The sequence below is a fragment of the Chryseobacterium sp. PTM-20240506 genome, assembly GCF_048296755.1.
Lineage (GTDB): Bacteria > Bacteroidota > Bacteroidia > Flavobacteriales > Weeksellaceae > Chryseobacterium > Chryseobacterium proteolyticum.
The window spans coordinates 938,986-953,103 of sequence record NZ_CP182581.1 but is presented as its reverse complement, the minus strand read 5'-3'; the positions used below and the strand labels follow the sequence as shown (position 1 = coordinate 953,103).

The 14,118-nt window shown below is 38.6% G+C and carries 15 protein-coding genes; 5 read left to right on the top strand and 10 right to left on the bottom strand.

Annotated elements, in window-relative coordinates; all coding sequences use genetic code 11:
* Position 1: 1 nt before the first annotated feature.
* The 8 genes from ACNFU2_RS04095 to ACNFU2_RS04060 all read right to left on the bottom strand — a co-directional run bounded on the left by ACNFU2_RS04095 (position 2) and on the right by ACNFU2_RS04060 (position 8,254).
* Positions 2-745 carry an ABC transporter ATP-binding protein gene (locus ACNFU2_RS04095; RefSeq protein ID WP_418123850.1) on the bottom strand — a complete coding sequence of 248 codons (744 nt, stop codon included), beginning with the start codon at positions 743-745 and terminating at the stop codon, positions 2-4.
* A complete protein-coding gene (locus ACNFU2_RS04090) occupies positions 735-1,676 on the bottom strand; it encodes an ABC transporter ATP-binding protein (RefSeq protein WP_418123848.1) in 942 nt (313 codons plus the stop codon). The genes ACNFU2_RS04095 and ACNFU2_RS04090 overlap by 11 nt, the downstream gene beginning before the upstream one ends.
* An 83-nt stretch (positions 1,677-1,759) precedes the next feature.
* Positions 1,760-2,689, bottom strand: a complete 930-nt coding sequence (locus ACNFU2_RS04085) for an HlyD family secretion protein (RefSeq protein ID WP_172282610.1) — start codon at positions 2,687-2,689, stop codon at positions 1,760-1,762.
* 15 nt (positions 2,690-2,704) lie between these two features.
* On the bottom strand, positions 2,705-3,991 hold the full coding sequence (locus tag ACNFU2_RS04080; RefSeq protein ID WP_418123846.1) for a TolC family protein: 1,287 nt from the start codon (positions 3,989-3,991) through the stop codon (positions 2,705-2,707).
* 100 nt (positions 3,992-4,091) lie between these two features.
* Positions 4,092-4,718 (bottom strand): TetR/AcrR family transcriptional regulator, encoded by a 627-nt coding sequence (locus ACNFU2_RS04075; protein WP_418123844.1) that lies wholly within the window; start codon positions 4,716-4,718, stop codon positions 4,092-4,094.
* 146 nt (positions 4,719-4,864) lie between these two features.
* Entirely contained in the window at positions 4,865-5,998 is a 1,134-nt protein-coding gene (locus ACNFU2_RS04070) for an FAD-dependent oxidoreductase (protein ID WP_418123842.1), read from the bottom strand.
* A gap of 52 nt (positions 5,999-6,050) precedes the next feature.
* Positions 6,051-6,881: a helix-turn-helix domain-containing protein gene (locus ACNFU2_RS04065; protein WP_418123840.1), complete on the bottom strand. Its 831-nt coding sequence runs from the start codon at positions 6,879-6,881 to the stop codon at positions 6,051-6,053.
* 182 nt (positions 6,882-7,063) lie between these two features.
* Positions 7,064-8,254, bottom strand: coding sequence for an MFS transporter (locus tag ACNFU2_RS04060; protein ID WP_273648067.1), 1,191 nt, complete (start codon positions 8,252-8,254; stop codon positions 7,064-7,066).
* Between the two features lie 87 nt (positions 8,255-8,341).
* Between ACNFU2_RS04060 and ACNFU2_RS04055 the strand changes: the two genes are divergently transcribed.
* The 5 genes from ACNFU2_RS04055 (at position 8,342) to ACNFU2_RS04035 (ending at position 11,869) form a co-directional block, all read left to right on the top strand.
* A complete protein-coding gene (locus tag ACNFU2_RS04055) occupies positions 8,342-9,190 on the top strand; it encodes an AraC family transcriptional regulator (protein ID WP_172282620.1) in 849 nt (282 codons plus the stop codon).
* A 107-nt stretch (positions 9,191-9,297) separates the two neighbouring features.
* The gene (locus ACNFU2_RS04050; protein ID WP_172282622.1) at positions 9,298-9,585 is read left to right on the top strand and encodes a DUF6150 family protein; all 288 of its coding nucleotides are present in this window, start codon (positions 9,298-9,300) and stop codon (positions 9,583-9,585) included.
* Positions 9,586-9,763: 178 nt separating this feature from the next.
* Positions 9,764-10,183, top strand: a complete 420-nt coding sequence (locus tag ACNFU2_RS04045) for a cupin domain-containing protein (RefSeq protein ID WP_273648066.1) — start codon at positions 9,764-9,766, stop codon at positions 10,181-10,183.
* Positions 10,184-10,403: 220 nt separating this feature from the next.
* On the top strand, positions 10,404-11,156 hold the full coding sequence (locus tag ACNFU2_RS04040) for an SDR family oxidoreductase (RefSeq protein ID WP_273648065.1): 753 nt from the start codon (positions 10,404-10,406) through the stop codon (positions 11,154-11,156).
* Entirely contained in the window at positions 11,126-11,869 is a 744-nt protein-coding gene (locus ACNFU2_RS04035) for a succinate dehydrogenase cytochrome b subunit (protein WP_273648064.1), read from the top strand. Before ACNFU2_RS04040 ends, ACNFU2_RS04035 begins: the two co-directional genes overlap by 31 nt.
* A gap of 227 nt (positions 11,870-12,096) precedes the next feature.
* Here the strand turns inward: ACNFU2_RS04035 and ACNFU2_RS04030 are convergent, their stop codons facing one another.
* Both ACNFU2_RS04030 and ACNFU2_RS04025 read right to left on the bottom strand, forming a co-directional pair.
* Entirely contained in the window at positions 12,097-12,846 is a 750-nt protein-coding gene (locus ACNFU2_RS04030; protein ID WP_273648063.1) for a DeoR/GlpR family DNA-binding transcription regulator, read from the bottom strand.
* Positions 12,840-14,024, bottom strand: coding sequence for an MFS transporter (locus ACNFU2_RS04025; protein WP_172282630.1), 1,185 nt, complete (start codon positions 14,022-14,024; stop codon positions 12,840-12,842). Before ACNFU2_RS04025 ends, ACNFU2_RS04030 begins: the two co-directional genes overlap by 7 nt.
* Positions 14,025-14,118: the final 94 nt, after the last annotated feature.

Below are 14,118 nucleotides of genomic sequence, written 5' to 3'. Positions count from 1 at the left end.
ACTAATCTCCTGATCTTTTGGCACTTCTTGCCAACTGGTAAAAAACTTCGTCCATCGAGTGGGTTCCAAACTGGTTCTTCAGGTTGGCGGGGGTATCCATGGCTTCTACTCTTCCGTCCACCATTACAGTAATCCGGTTACAATATTCTGCTTCATCCATATAATGGGTGGTCACGAACACCGTGATCCCATCCGCTGCTGCCTGATAGATCATATCCCAGAACTGCCTTCTTGTAATGGGATCTACTCCACCTGTGGGTTCATCCAGGAATACGATTTTAGGCCTGTGAAAAACAGCTACTGAAAAGGCCAGCTTTTGTTTCCAGCCCAGCGGTAAGGAACCCACCAGTTTTTTAGCCTCTTTTTCCAGTCCTAATCTGTAAATGAGTTCATTGCTTCGTGTTTTTATATCTGAACGCGATACGCCATATACTCCTCCATAAAACTCAATATTCTCCAATACAGTAAGATTATCGTATAAAGAGAACTTCTGACTCATATAGCCTATATTTTTCTTGATCTCTTCCTGTTGTTTGTATACATTATAACCGGCTACTATTGCTTTTCCTGAGGTTGGAAAAGAAAGGCCACAAAGGATACGCATGGCGGTGGTCTTCCCTGCCCCGTTGGCTCCCAGGAAACCGAATATTTCGCCCTGATCTACATCGAAGGAAATACCGTCTACGGCCTTAAAATCTCCAAACTGCTTGGTCAGATCTTTACAGATAATTGCTTTATTTCCCATGGTTCGTTTCTCTTATTTCTTTTTGTTCACGCATCAGACGAATAAAACTATCCTCAATAGTGGGGGTAATTTTTTTGATCTCAAATTCATCAGGATGATACGATTGGGCTAGTTCTGTCACCTCCTTTTCAGTTGCCGTATCAGAAACCATAGTAAGATGAAGATATTCTCCGAATGCATAGCAACTTTCAACAGCTTGGTCAGATCTCAGGTTTTCCAACAATTGGTACATATTGGTGCCTTTGGCTGCAAAAAGGGATTTGGGAAAATTGGAGACGATTGTTTCGGGTTGATCTACAGACATGATCTTTCCTCCCTGTATCAAGGCGATCCGGTCACAAAGTCTGGCTTCATCCATATAAGGTGTAGAAACAACGATGCTTATATTCTGCTCCTTTAATCTTCCTAGCATTTCCCAGAACTCTTTTCTTGAAACCACATCCACACCGGTGGTTGGCTCATCCAGAAACAGCACTTCCGGTTTATGGATCAATGCGCAGCACAAAGCCAGTTTTTGCTTCATTCCCCCTGAAAGCTTACCTGACCTTCTGTTGTTGAATGGTTTGATCTGCTCATAAATATCTTTAATGAGACTGTAATTTTCCTCTATGGTTGTTCCAAATAAGGTAGCGAAGAAGTCCAGGTTTTCTGCCACGGTGAGATCCTGATATAGTGAGAATTTTCCTGGCATGTAGCCTACTTTATTTCGGATAATCTGGTAATCGTTTACCACATCATGTTCTTCCACAGTGGCTGTTCCACTATCAGGAAGTAAAAGTGTGGTAAGAATCCTGAAAATAGAGGTTTTACCTGCACCATCAGGACCGATTAACCCAAAGAGTTCTCCCTTTTTTACTTCAAATGAAACCTCATCAATGGCTTTTATATCGCCGTAGGACTTGGTCAGGTTTTTTACTATTACTGAATTCATTTTTATTTTGAATTATGAATTATGAATTGAGGGTTGAGAGTTGAAAGAGGAAAAGATTGAACTTTTTAATTTTCCATTTTTAATTAAAAAACTACCTCACCGTACATTCCAATTTTCAAATAACCATCATTCTTTACACGTACTTTTATAGCGTAAACGAGATTGGCTCTTTCGTCCTTAGTCTGAATATTTTTTGGAGAGAATTCGGATTGAGATGAGATCCATTGTATGGTTCCTTTGTATTCCCTGAATCCATTCTTACCCTGATCGATTCTTACTTTTACCTGCTGCCCTATTTTAACCTGAGGAAGCTGGACTCCCGTTATATAAGCCCGTAAATCAAGGGTACTGATATCGGCTATTTTATACAAGGGCTTACCGATCAGCTGCATTTCTCCTTTGAGGGCATAATTAACAAGCACTACTCCATTAACAGGGTTAATAATCTGTCCTTTGTTAATCTGTTCCTGAAACTGGGCCGCTGTTTTCTCCAAAGGAGCTTTTTCACTGAGAATACTTCTGTTTTGGGTATTGACATTGGAGTTATTGACTGATCGTTGCTGGCGGGTGGCTTCAATCTGTTTTCTTAGTTGATCAATGGCGGCATCGATATCGTCGAGCTGTTTCCTTGTAGCAGCATCTGCTTTCAATAAGTTAGCTGTACGTATTCGTTCACGGAGCTGTTGTGCCAGTTGAGCTTCCTGTACAGCAAGCTGTTTTTTGATCAGCAGATTCTGCTCATCCGCATTATTGGTTTTTTGGTTTAGGGCTCCGATGCTTGCTTCGGCCTGCTCTTTCTGAAGAGTGGCTACTTTCACATCTATTTGTCCTACTTTACTTCCTGCATGAAGTTGCGATCCTTCCTGAACGGAATAAGAAATCAGCTCACCGTTTTGCTGTGCGGATACAATAACCTCATCGGCTTCAAAGTTTCCTGAAGCGTCAAAATTATCTTTTTGTTGACATGCCGTCAAGAGTAAAGTATAGGCTAAGGGGATGATTATTTTTTTCATTGTAACAATGGATTATTAATTTCCGGTTATGAATTTCTGATTGTATCTGGCCTGTAATAATTGAATCTGATGAAGAACCAGGGTTTGTCTTGCAAGATGTTCAGCATTGAGTTTCTGAATGTATTCGTGGATGGTGATTACTCCATTATCAAGCTGTGCTTCTGCAGATTGTTTTACAGATTGCCGCAGGGCAATGATGTTTTCATCCTGTGTGATCAGTTGGGTGTATTTTCTTACCTGTTCATCCTGCTGCGTAAGATCCAGTTTTGTGTTCAGAAGGAATGTATCTCTGTCTGCATCCGCAGTTTTTTTGTTTAACTCTAGTATTTCTTTTTTGTTGGATGAGGTATACAAACTGTCAAGGGACCAGCTAAACCTTACTCCTGTAATAAACCACGGACCGAACTTATTCTCAATGATATTAAGTGTAGGCCTTCCATATGCTCCCTGGAAGAATGCACTTACCCTGGGGAGAAAATCGGATTTCAACTGTTTTTTCTGGAGGTCATAAATGGAGTTTTGGAGATCAAAAGCTTTGAGCTCAGGCCTTATAATTTCTGTTTGAAAATAATCACTGTCGGGAGTTTCAAGTTTCGTAGAATCTGAAAGTTCTTTCCCAATGAAAATGGAAAGCATCTTAAGATAGGCTTCCCGGTTAGCTTTATACTCTGTTGCCATCATATCGATATTGATGATCTCTGCTTTTAGTTCATCCAGATTGCTTCTGTATGCAACACCATATTTTAATGCGGCTTCTGTCTTCTGGATCTGGGTATGAAGGTTGGATTTGTTGAGGTCGTTTTGTTTTAGCTGTGCATCCATAAGCAGGATGGAGAAAAACAGATTATTGACCCTTTGCTTTAATGTATAAAGGCTTGTTTCAATGTTTTGTTGCTGTAGTTCAGTATTGGCTTTTATCAGTTCCTTCTGGTTGTGAGTGGTTCCTCCATCGTACAATACCTGGTCTATCTCTCCCTGAATTTTGTATTGGTCTTTACTGAGTGAAGGAAGTGCGGCATTGATCGGGAGTGCTCCCAGTGCATCCGAAAAACTGATGGTTTGAGACTGGTATGTGGCCTGGCCGGAAAAAGAAACCTGGGGAAGATATTTCTTATTGGCGTTTTCAATATTGTAACCGGCTGTTTTTGCAATCATGCCTTTTTTTCTGATCAGCGGGTAATTGTCTTTTGCCAGCTGATAACATTCTTCAAGACTAAGGCTTTGAAGCTGAGATTTAAAAGAAGTTGTGGAGACACAACCCAGAACGAAAACCAGCAGGTATTTTTGAGCATTTTTGTACATAATAACTCATCGTTTATAGGTTAAAAATCATTTTTTTATTTTTCCAATTCGTGTTTAAAATTTCGTTTTAATCATTTGATTAAATTAGGGTCAAAAAAAATTAGCCTGCCGCCATCATGGCTTTTACCCAGATCGGAATAAGCTTTTTACGTTGAATCATTAAGGTATTGAACTCTTTATCGTTCAGTTCACTGCTTCCAATCAACATTGGTTTTGCTATGAAGGGAAATACGGTAAGCCCCAACAGGTTAATTAGAAAATGTAAAGGATTAGGCTCGATAATACTACCTTTTTTCACCGCTTCCTGATGTTGCTTTAAAAAGACAGAAGATTGAATCACTTCTTTTAAAGGGATTTTTTGCAATAGAAGATTAGGATTATTACGAAGCTCACTGATGATGAATGTCGGAATTTCCGGCTCTTTGATGATCAGGTCGATATACTTCCCTACCACCTCTTCTACTTTCTTTTCGAGAGTTGTTTTCTCTGTATTTAGCACCACTAACAAGCTTTGAAAGAATCCAGCCATAGTTTCGAGCATGATAATCTCAAATAATTTGGCCTTGCTTCTGAAATAATAATTGAGCAATGCCAGGTTGATATCTGCTTCTTCAGCAATATCCCTGGTTCTGGTTGCAGCGAATCCCTTTCTGTAAAATACGATTCGTGCGGCTTCCTTGATCTTCTCTTCTGTTGTAGTATCCTTTTTTTTAGATTCTTCTTTCATATTACAATCGTTCTTCTGTTGCAAAGGTAGAAAATATTTTTTAGGTTAAACAAGTAATTTAATCAAATGATTAAATTTATTTTTTATAAAGATATAACCTGAGTTGCGTCAACCCAGGCTATATCTCTTTATGCAGAAGGTTATTGTTATTTAAAAAGCTGTAGGAAAGAAAAATCGGGATCGCGCATTTCTGCCTCGTTAACGGCTGATTCTTGTTGGGCTTCAGCTGCGTACTTTATCATTTTCTGTTCATAATCTTTTATAGCTGCTTCTACAGTTTCAAAACTACCTTCAGTAAGATTTTCAGATAATGTAAGGGCATCTACCAGGCCAATGTTTACACCCTGTCCGGCAAAAGGAGGCATCAGATGGGCTGCATCACCGATCAGAGTTATGGAAAGCGGTCTGCTATCTTTCCACTGTTTTAATGGTAATTTTCGGGTTGGTAATCCAACGAAGAAGGAAGTTGCCTGAAATACTTCCTGATAAGGTTTGCCCCAATCCGGTAATCTTTCGGAAAGAAACTGAATTACACTTTCTTTATCCTGAAAGTCCAAAGCATGGCCCTGATCCCATTCTTGAGGTTTTTGTATAATTAAACCATAAGTCAGCGAACCATTGTTATAAGGATTGACAACGAATAAGCTTCCTTGGTTTGAAGTCATGAGCCTGCTTCCATCACACAGCCCGTACATTTGAGGAGAATTGATCTCAGGCTGCGGAACATCACCCTGGATAATAAAGCTACCGGTTTCTTCGATTTCGGCATCGGTGACATAGTTTCTAACTTTTGACATTCCTCCGTTGGCCACAATCACTAGATCAGCTGTTGCATCGGGCTGGTTTTCGAATTGTAGCAACCATTTGCCATTATGTTCTGTGAGGTTGGTCAGCTTTCTGTTCCAGATAACGGTATCTGGAGCTAAGCTTTCCAGCAGGATCTTTCTTAGCTGATTTCTGTTGATTTCAGGGTTATCATACCGGTTTTCCGGAGTTGGCTTTCTGGTATGTAAAGTATTGCCTTGTCGATCGGCAAATATAATTCCCATGGGAATTGCGGTTGTATAGTAGTTTTCAAGCAGTCCGGCCTTTTTAATGGCCTCCTGTCCGGAACCTTTATGAAGATCGAGCGTCCCACCCCATATTCGTGTTTGGGCGTCAAAGTCTCTTTCATAAACGGCTACATTGACTTCTTTTTGCTGAAGTAGTCTGGCCATAGTTAAACCTACAGGTCCGCCACCGATGATCGCTACTTTCTTGTCTTTTAATAAATATTGCATGTCTTTTAATTTGTATGTTAATTTCCATACAAATGTCAGAAATGCAGTAAGCTTAGGATTGTACAAATGCGACAAAATCATTGCTTACCACTCGTTGTCCTTTTTTAGCTTTTTTAGCGAACGCAGCAGGAGTAATACCGGTATACCGTTTAAACTCTCTGCTTAAATGGGATTGGTCCGTATATCCAAGATCAACAGCCAACCCGGCTAGATTAACATCAGGATGCAGCCATAAATGATTTCTGGCCTGCTCAAAACGCATCAGACCCGATACATCCTTAACGGTGTGACCGGATGACTCTTTAAATTTTCTTTCTAAAGTTCTTACTGTTGCATGAGCCGCTTCAGCGACCTGGCTGACGGGTAAAGTACCTTTGGCCTTTGTCATGGCAACTCCTGCTTTGAATAACATGCTGTCGGTAGAAACATGTGAACGCAGTGTAAGGAAATATTGTTTTAGCTGATCTATAGCTTCTTCTTTTCTACCTTGCTGAATCAATGCATCCAATGTGGAATGAAGCTGTGCTATTGGGTGTTCAAAAGTATGTACCCCTACTTTACCGGAAGGAAGTTCCAGCAAATCGAAAATCGTCCATGGGAAACATCTTACCGCGATAATCTCCAGCCGGTTGGCCATATGGAAATGAACAGGCTGATTGAGTAGTCCCATCATAAATGGTGAAGGTAACGGATGAAGAATTCCGTTTTGAGCAACGCTGCATTCGCCACTGAAATAAAAAATAATTTCAGCATAGCCATCAGGAGTTACTTCAAAGACGGATTGAGCTTCTGTTGAATCCCTCCTGTTGTACCAGAAACATTTTATAGTATCCTGTAATTGTTCCGGGACATCAAATTCCTGATGATACATTTCGGGAGGCATAATAAATGGATGTTGGTATTAAAGCTATATTTAAAAAGTAATACTAAATTAAAAATAAAATGGTCACGATTGATCATAACCCAAGAAGAAATAATCTCAATACAATCTTTTTCTGCAGAATATTCAGAATAAAAACTGTATTGAGATGAGGAGAAAAAATTTATTATTTAGTCAAATATGATTTATTCGCAAACTGCAGGAGAAATTGTTATTTCTTCTTTTTCCTCAGCTTCTGATTCTATTTCTATTTTTTTCGGAAAAGTAATAAAGCTGATGGCGAGTGTAACTCCCAATAATGCAATGCTGATCCAGACAATTTGATGAATTCCATATTTTGCAATAATTAAACCACCCACAAGAGCTCCTAATGATATCCCGATATTGTAGCAGGAAGTCAGCAGGCTGTTGACAAATTCAAGGGCGCTGTGAGGGACTGCCTGGGTGGTACGGATATTAGGAACCAGGAAGCCTCCGGTGTGTATCATTCCCCAAAGGGAAAGAATCAGAACCATCGCCACAAAAATTCCCCCGAAGTAATAGGCTAATATCTGAACGGCAATCAGAGACACAAAAAACAATCGTACGGTAACAAGTAAATTTCTGTTTAGTGCAATCCCCATAAGCCAGTTCCCCAGAATTCCCATACTTCCGAATAAAAGAAGCATTACACTTATTTCTGCTCCATTCATCCGCGTAATTTTTTCCAGATAAGCCGCCAGATAGGTATAGCTTGAAAACATAGCTGCCAATGTAAGAATAGTCGAGATCAGATTGACCCAAAGTTGTGGACTTTTTAATACGTATAATTGATTTTGTGATGTTTTATCTTTACTTGCGGGCATGGACGGAACAAAGAATAATAATCCTAAAAACGCAATCAGGCTCACAAAACTTCCCATATAAAAAGAGGCTTGCCAGTTATTAAAGAAATCCGCTGCATAGGTGGTAAGCGGAACTCCTAAAACGGTAGCCAAACTAAGTCCTGCCATTACCACAGAAACGGCTTTAGCACCACCCTGTTTAAATGCAATTGCCATTGAAATATTCCAGAACAGCGGATGCAAAAACGCAGGTAGAACCCGTGCTACCATCAACATGGTAAAACTGGTTGAAATAGAAGAAAGAAGATTTGATAATACAAATACACCAAGCACCATACATAATAAAAGCTTACGGTTGATCTTAGTGGTAAATGCAGTGATAAAAGGAGATGAAACAGCCACAGTAAGTGCAAAAGCACTTAACAGCCAACCGGCTGTATCTATAGATACATTAAATTCCCTGCTGATGTTGGGTAGAATTCCAATTACCCCAAATTCTGTAGTAATGATTCCAAAAGCTCCCAGAGCCAAAATATAAATCGATCGTTTCATGATGAGTCTTAAAATTATTCCACAAAATTGGACAGATTTTTTTTAATAAATCAGTATATTTTAATGATAATTGAGTAATTTTGCAGGATGAATAAAGAAAATATAGACCGATTGGTAGATGTAGAGTACTGTAAAACAGAAAAGTGCCCCGTAAGGAATCTGCAGTTTTCTTTTTTTCAGATGGTCTATGTTATCTCCGGATCAGGATTTTTAGAAATCAATGATAATAAAGTTACCTACAACAAAGGTAGCCTGATCATGCTCACTCCTAATGACCAGCATTATTTTGAGATTTCTGAGATCTCAGAATTTTTATTTGTTAAATTCAGTGAGAATTATGTAAGAGAATACAATTGGAAAAGCATAAACTGTATTGAATGCTTATTGTATCATGCTTCACATCTGTCAGGCTGTGTTTTGAAAAACAAGCCGGATGAATTCCTGGTAAAATCAATCGTAGATTCACTTCTGCACAATATGAAGCATAGTGATCTTTATCAGGAGGATCTCACACTTCATTATGTAAACGCATTAATTGTGATTGCAGCAAGAAATATTTCTAAGATGAGGCCCGTCAATGCAACGGTGAATGCAGACAAAAGAATGTTATCGATCATCGGTCACATTCAGACCCATATCTATGACCCACAACAGCTGAAGGCTTCTGTGATCAGTCAGAAATTTGGATTATCTGAAACTTATTTGGGAAGCTATTTTAAGAATCAATGTGGAGAAACTATTCAGAACTATATCTATAACTACAAAATGCGATTGATTGAGCACAGACTGATGTTCAGTGATATGCGGATCAATGAAATCGTAAGCGAGTTTGGTTTTGCGGATGAAAGCCACCTCAATAAGTTTTTCAAAAAGCGCCACAAGATCAGTTTAACCGAATTCAGAAAATCTAAACAGAAGGTTAAAGAAATGGTTTAATGGAAGGAGATATAAAGCATTGTGATCCATTAAATTATAATTTACTACCTTTAGGCCTACGGAATTGATTCAATACCGAAATATAATAACTCCAAAACACCGAACACATGCCAAGTATTAGTATTAAAAATTTTCAATCTAAAAATGATCTTGTAGTTTATGAAACTGATGTTGAAAGCTCAGCTGATCTACTGGTCTATAAAACAAACTCTAAACTGAAAGCTCTGGAAAATGAAGCGTTCTGGTATATTGAGAAACTGGAGAACAGCTCGGATCGTTCGATTTGTTTTTCCAATTCCAAAGCCGCTGCAGATTTATCAATTCATTATGTGGGTAATGATGCCAGTGCCGGATGGCAGGGCGAGCACCCGTTGAAAGGTAAGCTTAAAAGCTGATCCATTTACTGAATCATAGAAATTATATTTTTTATAATAGAAAACCACTGTATTGCAGTGGTTTTTTGTTGGGAACAGAATGAATTTTAAAGTAATATTTCTTAAACCAGTTTAAGCTTATATGGCTTTTTTATTTTCAGTTTTGCTTTAGTAATAATCAAAGAAAAAACTGGATACAATGAAAAAATCAGCAATCATTCCTATTGCCTTTTGTTTTGCTTTTGTGATGAATGCAAAAGCACAACATTCCGGGGATTCAGCATCTGAAATCCCACCACGTGTTATCTTCAAACAATTCATAGAAACTTCCGGGCTTAAAGAGCAGGAAGTAAAAATGGTTATCGTTAATTTTTCTCCGGGTGAAGTCTCTGCGCCACACCGGCATCCTATTCCTACTTTTGGTTACGTTTTAGAGGGTGAACTGGAATCTACCTTTGATGGTAAAGTATATCATTATAAAGCCGGCGATGCCTTTTATGAAAAACCAGACGGACTACATTCAGGAACGAGAAATATGAGTAAAGATAAGCCAGCCAGGCTTCTTGCCTTTTTTGTCGGAGATAAAGGGAAACCATTTTTAGTTCCGGAAAAAAAATAAAGTTTCTCAATCTGCATTTCACTTCTGGAGAAGGACATTTTACAAATTTGATAAGCCTCATTTTTAATTTTTAAAATGAGGTTTTTTATTATTTTATTCTGCTGAGATTATGAATCCCATTTTGTAGAAATCTGAATGGTTAGCATTTTCTTAAACCAGTTTAAGCAGATATAGCTTTTTTATTTCCAGTTTTGTTGTATTAATAATCAAAACAAAAAAAATGAAAATTGTAATCATCGGAGGTAGCGGACTTATAGGAAGTCAGCTAACAAATATTCTTAAAAATGAACATGAAGTTATCTCTGCTTCACCAAGTTCCGGCGTTAATACAATTACCGGAGAAGGTCTTGATGAGGCCCTTAAAGAAGCTCATGTAGTGATTGATGTATCGAATTCACCATCATTCGCAGATGATGATGTGATGACCTTTTTCAAAACTTCCACCCATAATTTGTTGTCCGCGACAAAGAAAGCCGGACTGCAGCATTATGTTGCGCTATCAGTAGTAGGAACAGATAAATTGCAAGAGAGTGGATATTTTAGGGCTAAGCAAACTCAGGAAGATATGATCAGAGAGTCTGGAATACCATTTACCATTGTTCATGCCACACAATTTTTTGAATTTGCGGGAGGGATTGCAACGATAGGAACATCAGACGGAAAAGTATGGCTTTCAGATGCATTTGTTCAGCCTATGGCAAGTGCTGAAGTCGCTGCATTTATGAGTAAAATCGCAGTTGAAAAACCCGTCAATGAAATGATTGAAATAGGAGGTCCGGATCAAATAAGACTGGATGACTGGATAAAGCAATATATTGTATCAACCGGAAAAGATATTCAGGTTGAAACAGATACGGCTGCACCTTATTCAGGAGCTATACTGGAAGAAAAGACACTGGTTCCGGAACATCCTGCTTATGTAGGAGTGATCAAATATTCTGAATGGATTGCAAAGCCCGAAAACAGGCGTTGATTATCCGGAAGATCTTACATTATCTCAGAAAAGCAGCTATGAACTATCAGAAAAATACCCTGATCACAACTTCCATAGGAAGAAAAGTTGTAATGGCATTAAGCGGTTTATTTCTAATCAGCTTTCTTATTGTACATGCTTCGGTTAATGCGCTTATTTTTTATAATGATCATGGGGAAACATTTGGAATCGGAGCCCATTTTATGGCTACCAATCCTATAATCAGGACGATTGAGGTATTTCTGGTTATTGGATTTATTATTCATATTGCCCAGGGATATATGCTGTGGTATAAGAATAAAAAAGCCAGGCCGGTTGGTTATGCAATAGAAAAAAGGCTGTCAGGAGTTACATGGTATAGTAAAAGCATGACTTTATTAGGGACATTGCTTTTGTTATTCCTGGTTATTCACACCCGAAATTTTTGGATTCCTAATCGAATTCATCAGTTTCAGTCGGGCGAAGAACTTCCCTTGTACCAAATGATGATTGATAAATTCACGAATCCTGTTGAAGTGGTTATATACCTGATTGGATGTTCATCCCTTGCCTGGCATTTGGCCCATGGCTTCCAAAGTGCATTCCGTTCTCTTGGTGGTAACCCCAATAAATTCAATTGCCTGATTCTCAATTTGGGTTATGCTTTTGCCGTTATAATACCATTTACATTGGCGATGATGCCCATTTCGATTTATTTTGGATGGATAAAATAGAGAGAAGTGTGCTCCGGAATATTGATAACAAAATCAACCTGCTCAATAGCAGGTTGATTTTGTTATCATGATAAATATGACTTATCTTACTTATAATATTATGTATTTTTTAATTATAGAGAATCGGCTGAAAAGAAAAAGCCGTTTGTCCTAGAAAAAGAATGACGGTAACATAAGCTTTTAGATTGATTTTTAACATTCAATCGTACAGTTTATAATACTGTTCTCTACACAATCTGAACATTTAACCTCCGGAAAGATTCCAGTTCATCATGATCGGCAGATAGATCTGTAATTAATACATCAAGATCTGAAATATCACAGATTTTAAGGGGTTCTGTCCGTCGGAGTTTATTTTGATTGGCGAGTGCAATTGTTTTTTTTGATGATCTGATCATGGTTCTTTTGGTTTCCGCATCAGTCATAGAAGTTGCTGATGCACCAAAATCTGCATCTATTGCACAGGTTCCCATGATGAAAAGATCTGCAATAAACCGGGACGCTTCATGACAGGTTGCATTTCCTGTAGTAACGGCTAAATCATTATCATAAATTCCTCCCAACAGAATCAGTTCTACCCTTTTGAATTTACTAAGTATAGGAATAAGCGAGGTGTTGTTCGTTATAACCCGGATATTGATAGTTGCCGGCATATAATTCGCAACTGCACAGAGGGTTGTTCCCCCATCTAAAAAGAGGGTCATCCCATCCTTAATGAATTGCTGAGCTTTTAAAGCAATTACATTTTTCTCCTCGGCCAAAAAAGACTGCCTGTCATGAAAAGATAGCGGATCTTTCTCTCTTAAAATAGCACCTCCACGAACCTTGGATAAAAGACCATTGCGGTGAAGCTGCTCTATATCTCTTCGTACCGTGTCTTCAGAAACATTAAGATCTGAGGCAAGGCTCTCAAACATAACTTTCTTTTTTTTCTTTAGCTGGGTCAGGATGACCTCAAAACGTTCTTCTTTTAACATGATGACGAAGTATTTCTGAATTTATATATGATGGCGACCACAACAAATAGCAAAGCTATAATTTCAAATGCAGCAGTCAAAGAAAAATGATGCGCAATAAAGCCTAGTAAAGCAGGACCTGCCAGTGATCCGGCATAACCTATTGTCGTAATTGCAGGAATGGCAACCGTGGAAGAAATTCCTGAAATCCTCCCACCTTCACTGAAAAATACAGGAACGATATTGGCAGCTCCCAATCCGAGTAATATAAAGCCAAAAAGAGATAGCGGTACCCATGGACTAAACGTTAAAATAATTACTCCCGCTGCAGCAATAATACTTCCGCCTATGACCACTATCCTGCTGTTTAATTTGCTGATAAGGGAGTCCCCCGATAATCTCATAACAGCCATGGCTACAGAAAAAGCAGCATATCCTATCCCTGAAAATTCAGACTCTACGCCTTTATCATCTCTTAGAAATACGGCACTCCAATCCAACATAGCTCCTTCGGAGAGAAAAACCATAAAGCACATGATCCCCAGAATTAAAACTCTCGAATCCATCCATTGAAAACGGGAAGTCGTTTTACTTTCAGGATCCACATGGGAAAACTGGATAATGCTTTTTCTTTCCGTTTCACGATCAAATAAATATCTGAATTGAATGATCAAAAGGAAAATAAGCAAAACGGATATACTTACTGCCGCATAAATCGGATTTAATCCCAGCTTCATAAGAAAACCCAGTCCTAAAGAACCGAAAAGCCCGCCAACACTAAAGAGTCCGTGTAGGGATGACATAATAGGTTTTCCATATTGATTCTGCACCTGTACTCCATGAGCATTCATAGCTACATCAATCGTTCCTATGCTGCACCCGAATGCGAAAAGAACGGCTCCCATAATATAAACATCCGATACAATCAATAGAAAAGGAAGAAGTAATGCACTCAACAAAACGCTTACAGCTATAATTTTCCGGCTCCCTATTTTATTGATCAGGAGTCCTGATAACGGCATCATCAACAAGGCTCCTCCTCCCAGCAAAAGCAACAGTAAGCCTAAATCGGCTTCATCTAATCTAAGCCTGTCTTTAGCAAAGGGAACCATAGGTGCCCAACTCGCAATTCCCAATCCACAAACTAAAAATATAAGCTGGGTAGCTATTTTTGCTTTCTTTACCGTTTCAGAGACCATTAATGTAATTATTTGTTTTGCGAAAATATGCAAATTTGCATTATATCGCAATATTAATCTTGCTTAATGCATAAATCTGCATAAATGAAGCGGA

Excerpts from the sequence above, each read along its gene's own strand:
- ACNFU2_RS04095 (WP_418123850.1), bottom strand. The coding sequence starts at position 745 with ATGGGAAATAAAGCAATTATCTGTAAAGATCTGACCAAGCAGTTTGGA.
- ACNFU2_RS04090 (WP_418123848.1), bottom strand. The coding sequence starts at position 1,676 with ATGAATTCAGTAATAGTAAAAAACCTGACCAAGTCCTACGGCGATATA.
- ACNFU2_RS04085 (WP_172282610.1), bottom strand. The coding sequence starts at position 2,689 with ATGAAAAAAATAATCATCCCCTTAGCCTATACTTTACTCTTGACGGCA.
- ACNFU2_RS04080 (WP_418123846.1), bottom strand. The coding sequence starts at position 3,991 with ATGTACAAAAATGCTCAAAAATACCTGCTGGTTTTCGTTCTGGGTTGT.
- ACNFU2_RS04075 (WP_418123844.1), bottom strand. The coding sequence starts at position 4,718 with ATGAAAGAAGAATCTAAAAAAAAGGATACTACAACAGAAGAGAAGATC.
- ACNFU2_RS04070 (WP_418123842.1), bottom strand. The coding sequence starts at position 5,998 with ATGCAATATTTATTAAAAGACAAGAAAGTAGCGATCATCGGTGGCGGA.
- ACNFU2_RS04065 (WP_418123840.1), bottom strand. The coding sequence starts at position 6,881 with ATGCCTCCCGAAATGTATCATCAGGAATTTGATGTCCCGGAACAATTA.
- ACNFU2_RS04060 (WP_273648067.1), bottom strand. The coding sequence starts at position 8,254 with ATGAAACGATCGATTTATATTTTGGCTCTGGGAGCTTTTGGAATCATT.
- ACNFU2_RS04055 (WP_172282620.1), top strand. The coding sequence starts at position 8,342 with ATGAATAAAGAAAATATAGACCGATTGGTAGATGTAGAGTACTGTAAA.
- ACNFU2_RS04050 (WP_172282622.1), top strand. The coding sequence starts at position 9,298 with ATGCCAAGTATTAGTATTAAAAATTTTCAATCTAAAAATGATCTTGTA.
- ACNFU2_RS04045 (WP_273648066.1), top strand. The coding sequence starts at position 9,764 with ATGAAAAAATCAGCAATCATTCCTATTGCCTTTTGTTTTGCTTTTGTG.
- ACNFU2_RS04040 (WP_273648065.1), top strand. The coding sequence starts at position 10,404 with ATGAAAATTGTAATCATCGGAGGTAGCGGACTTATAGGAAGTCAGCTA.
- ACNFU2_RS04035 (WP_273648064.1), top strand. The coding sequence starts at position 11,126 with ATGGATTGCAAAGCCCGAAAACAGGCGTTGATTATCCGGAAGATCTTA.
- ACNFU2_RS04030 (WP_273648063.1), bottom strand. The coding sequence starts at position 12,846 with ATGTTAAAAGAAGAACGTTTTGAGGTCATCCTGACCCAGCTAAAGAAA.
- ACNFU2_RS04025 (WP_172282630.1), bottom strand. The coding sequence starts at position 14,024 with ATGGTCTCTGAAACGGTAAAGAAAGCAAAAATAGCTACCCAGCTTATA.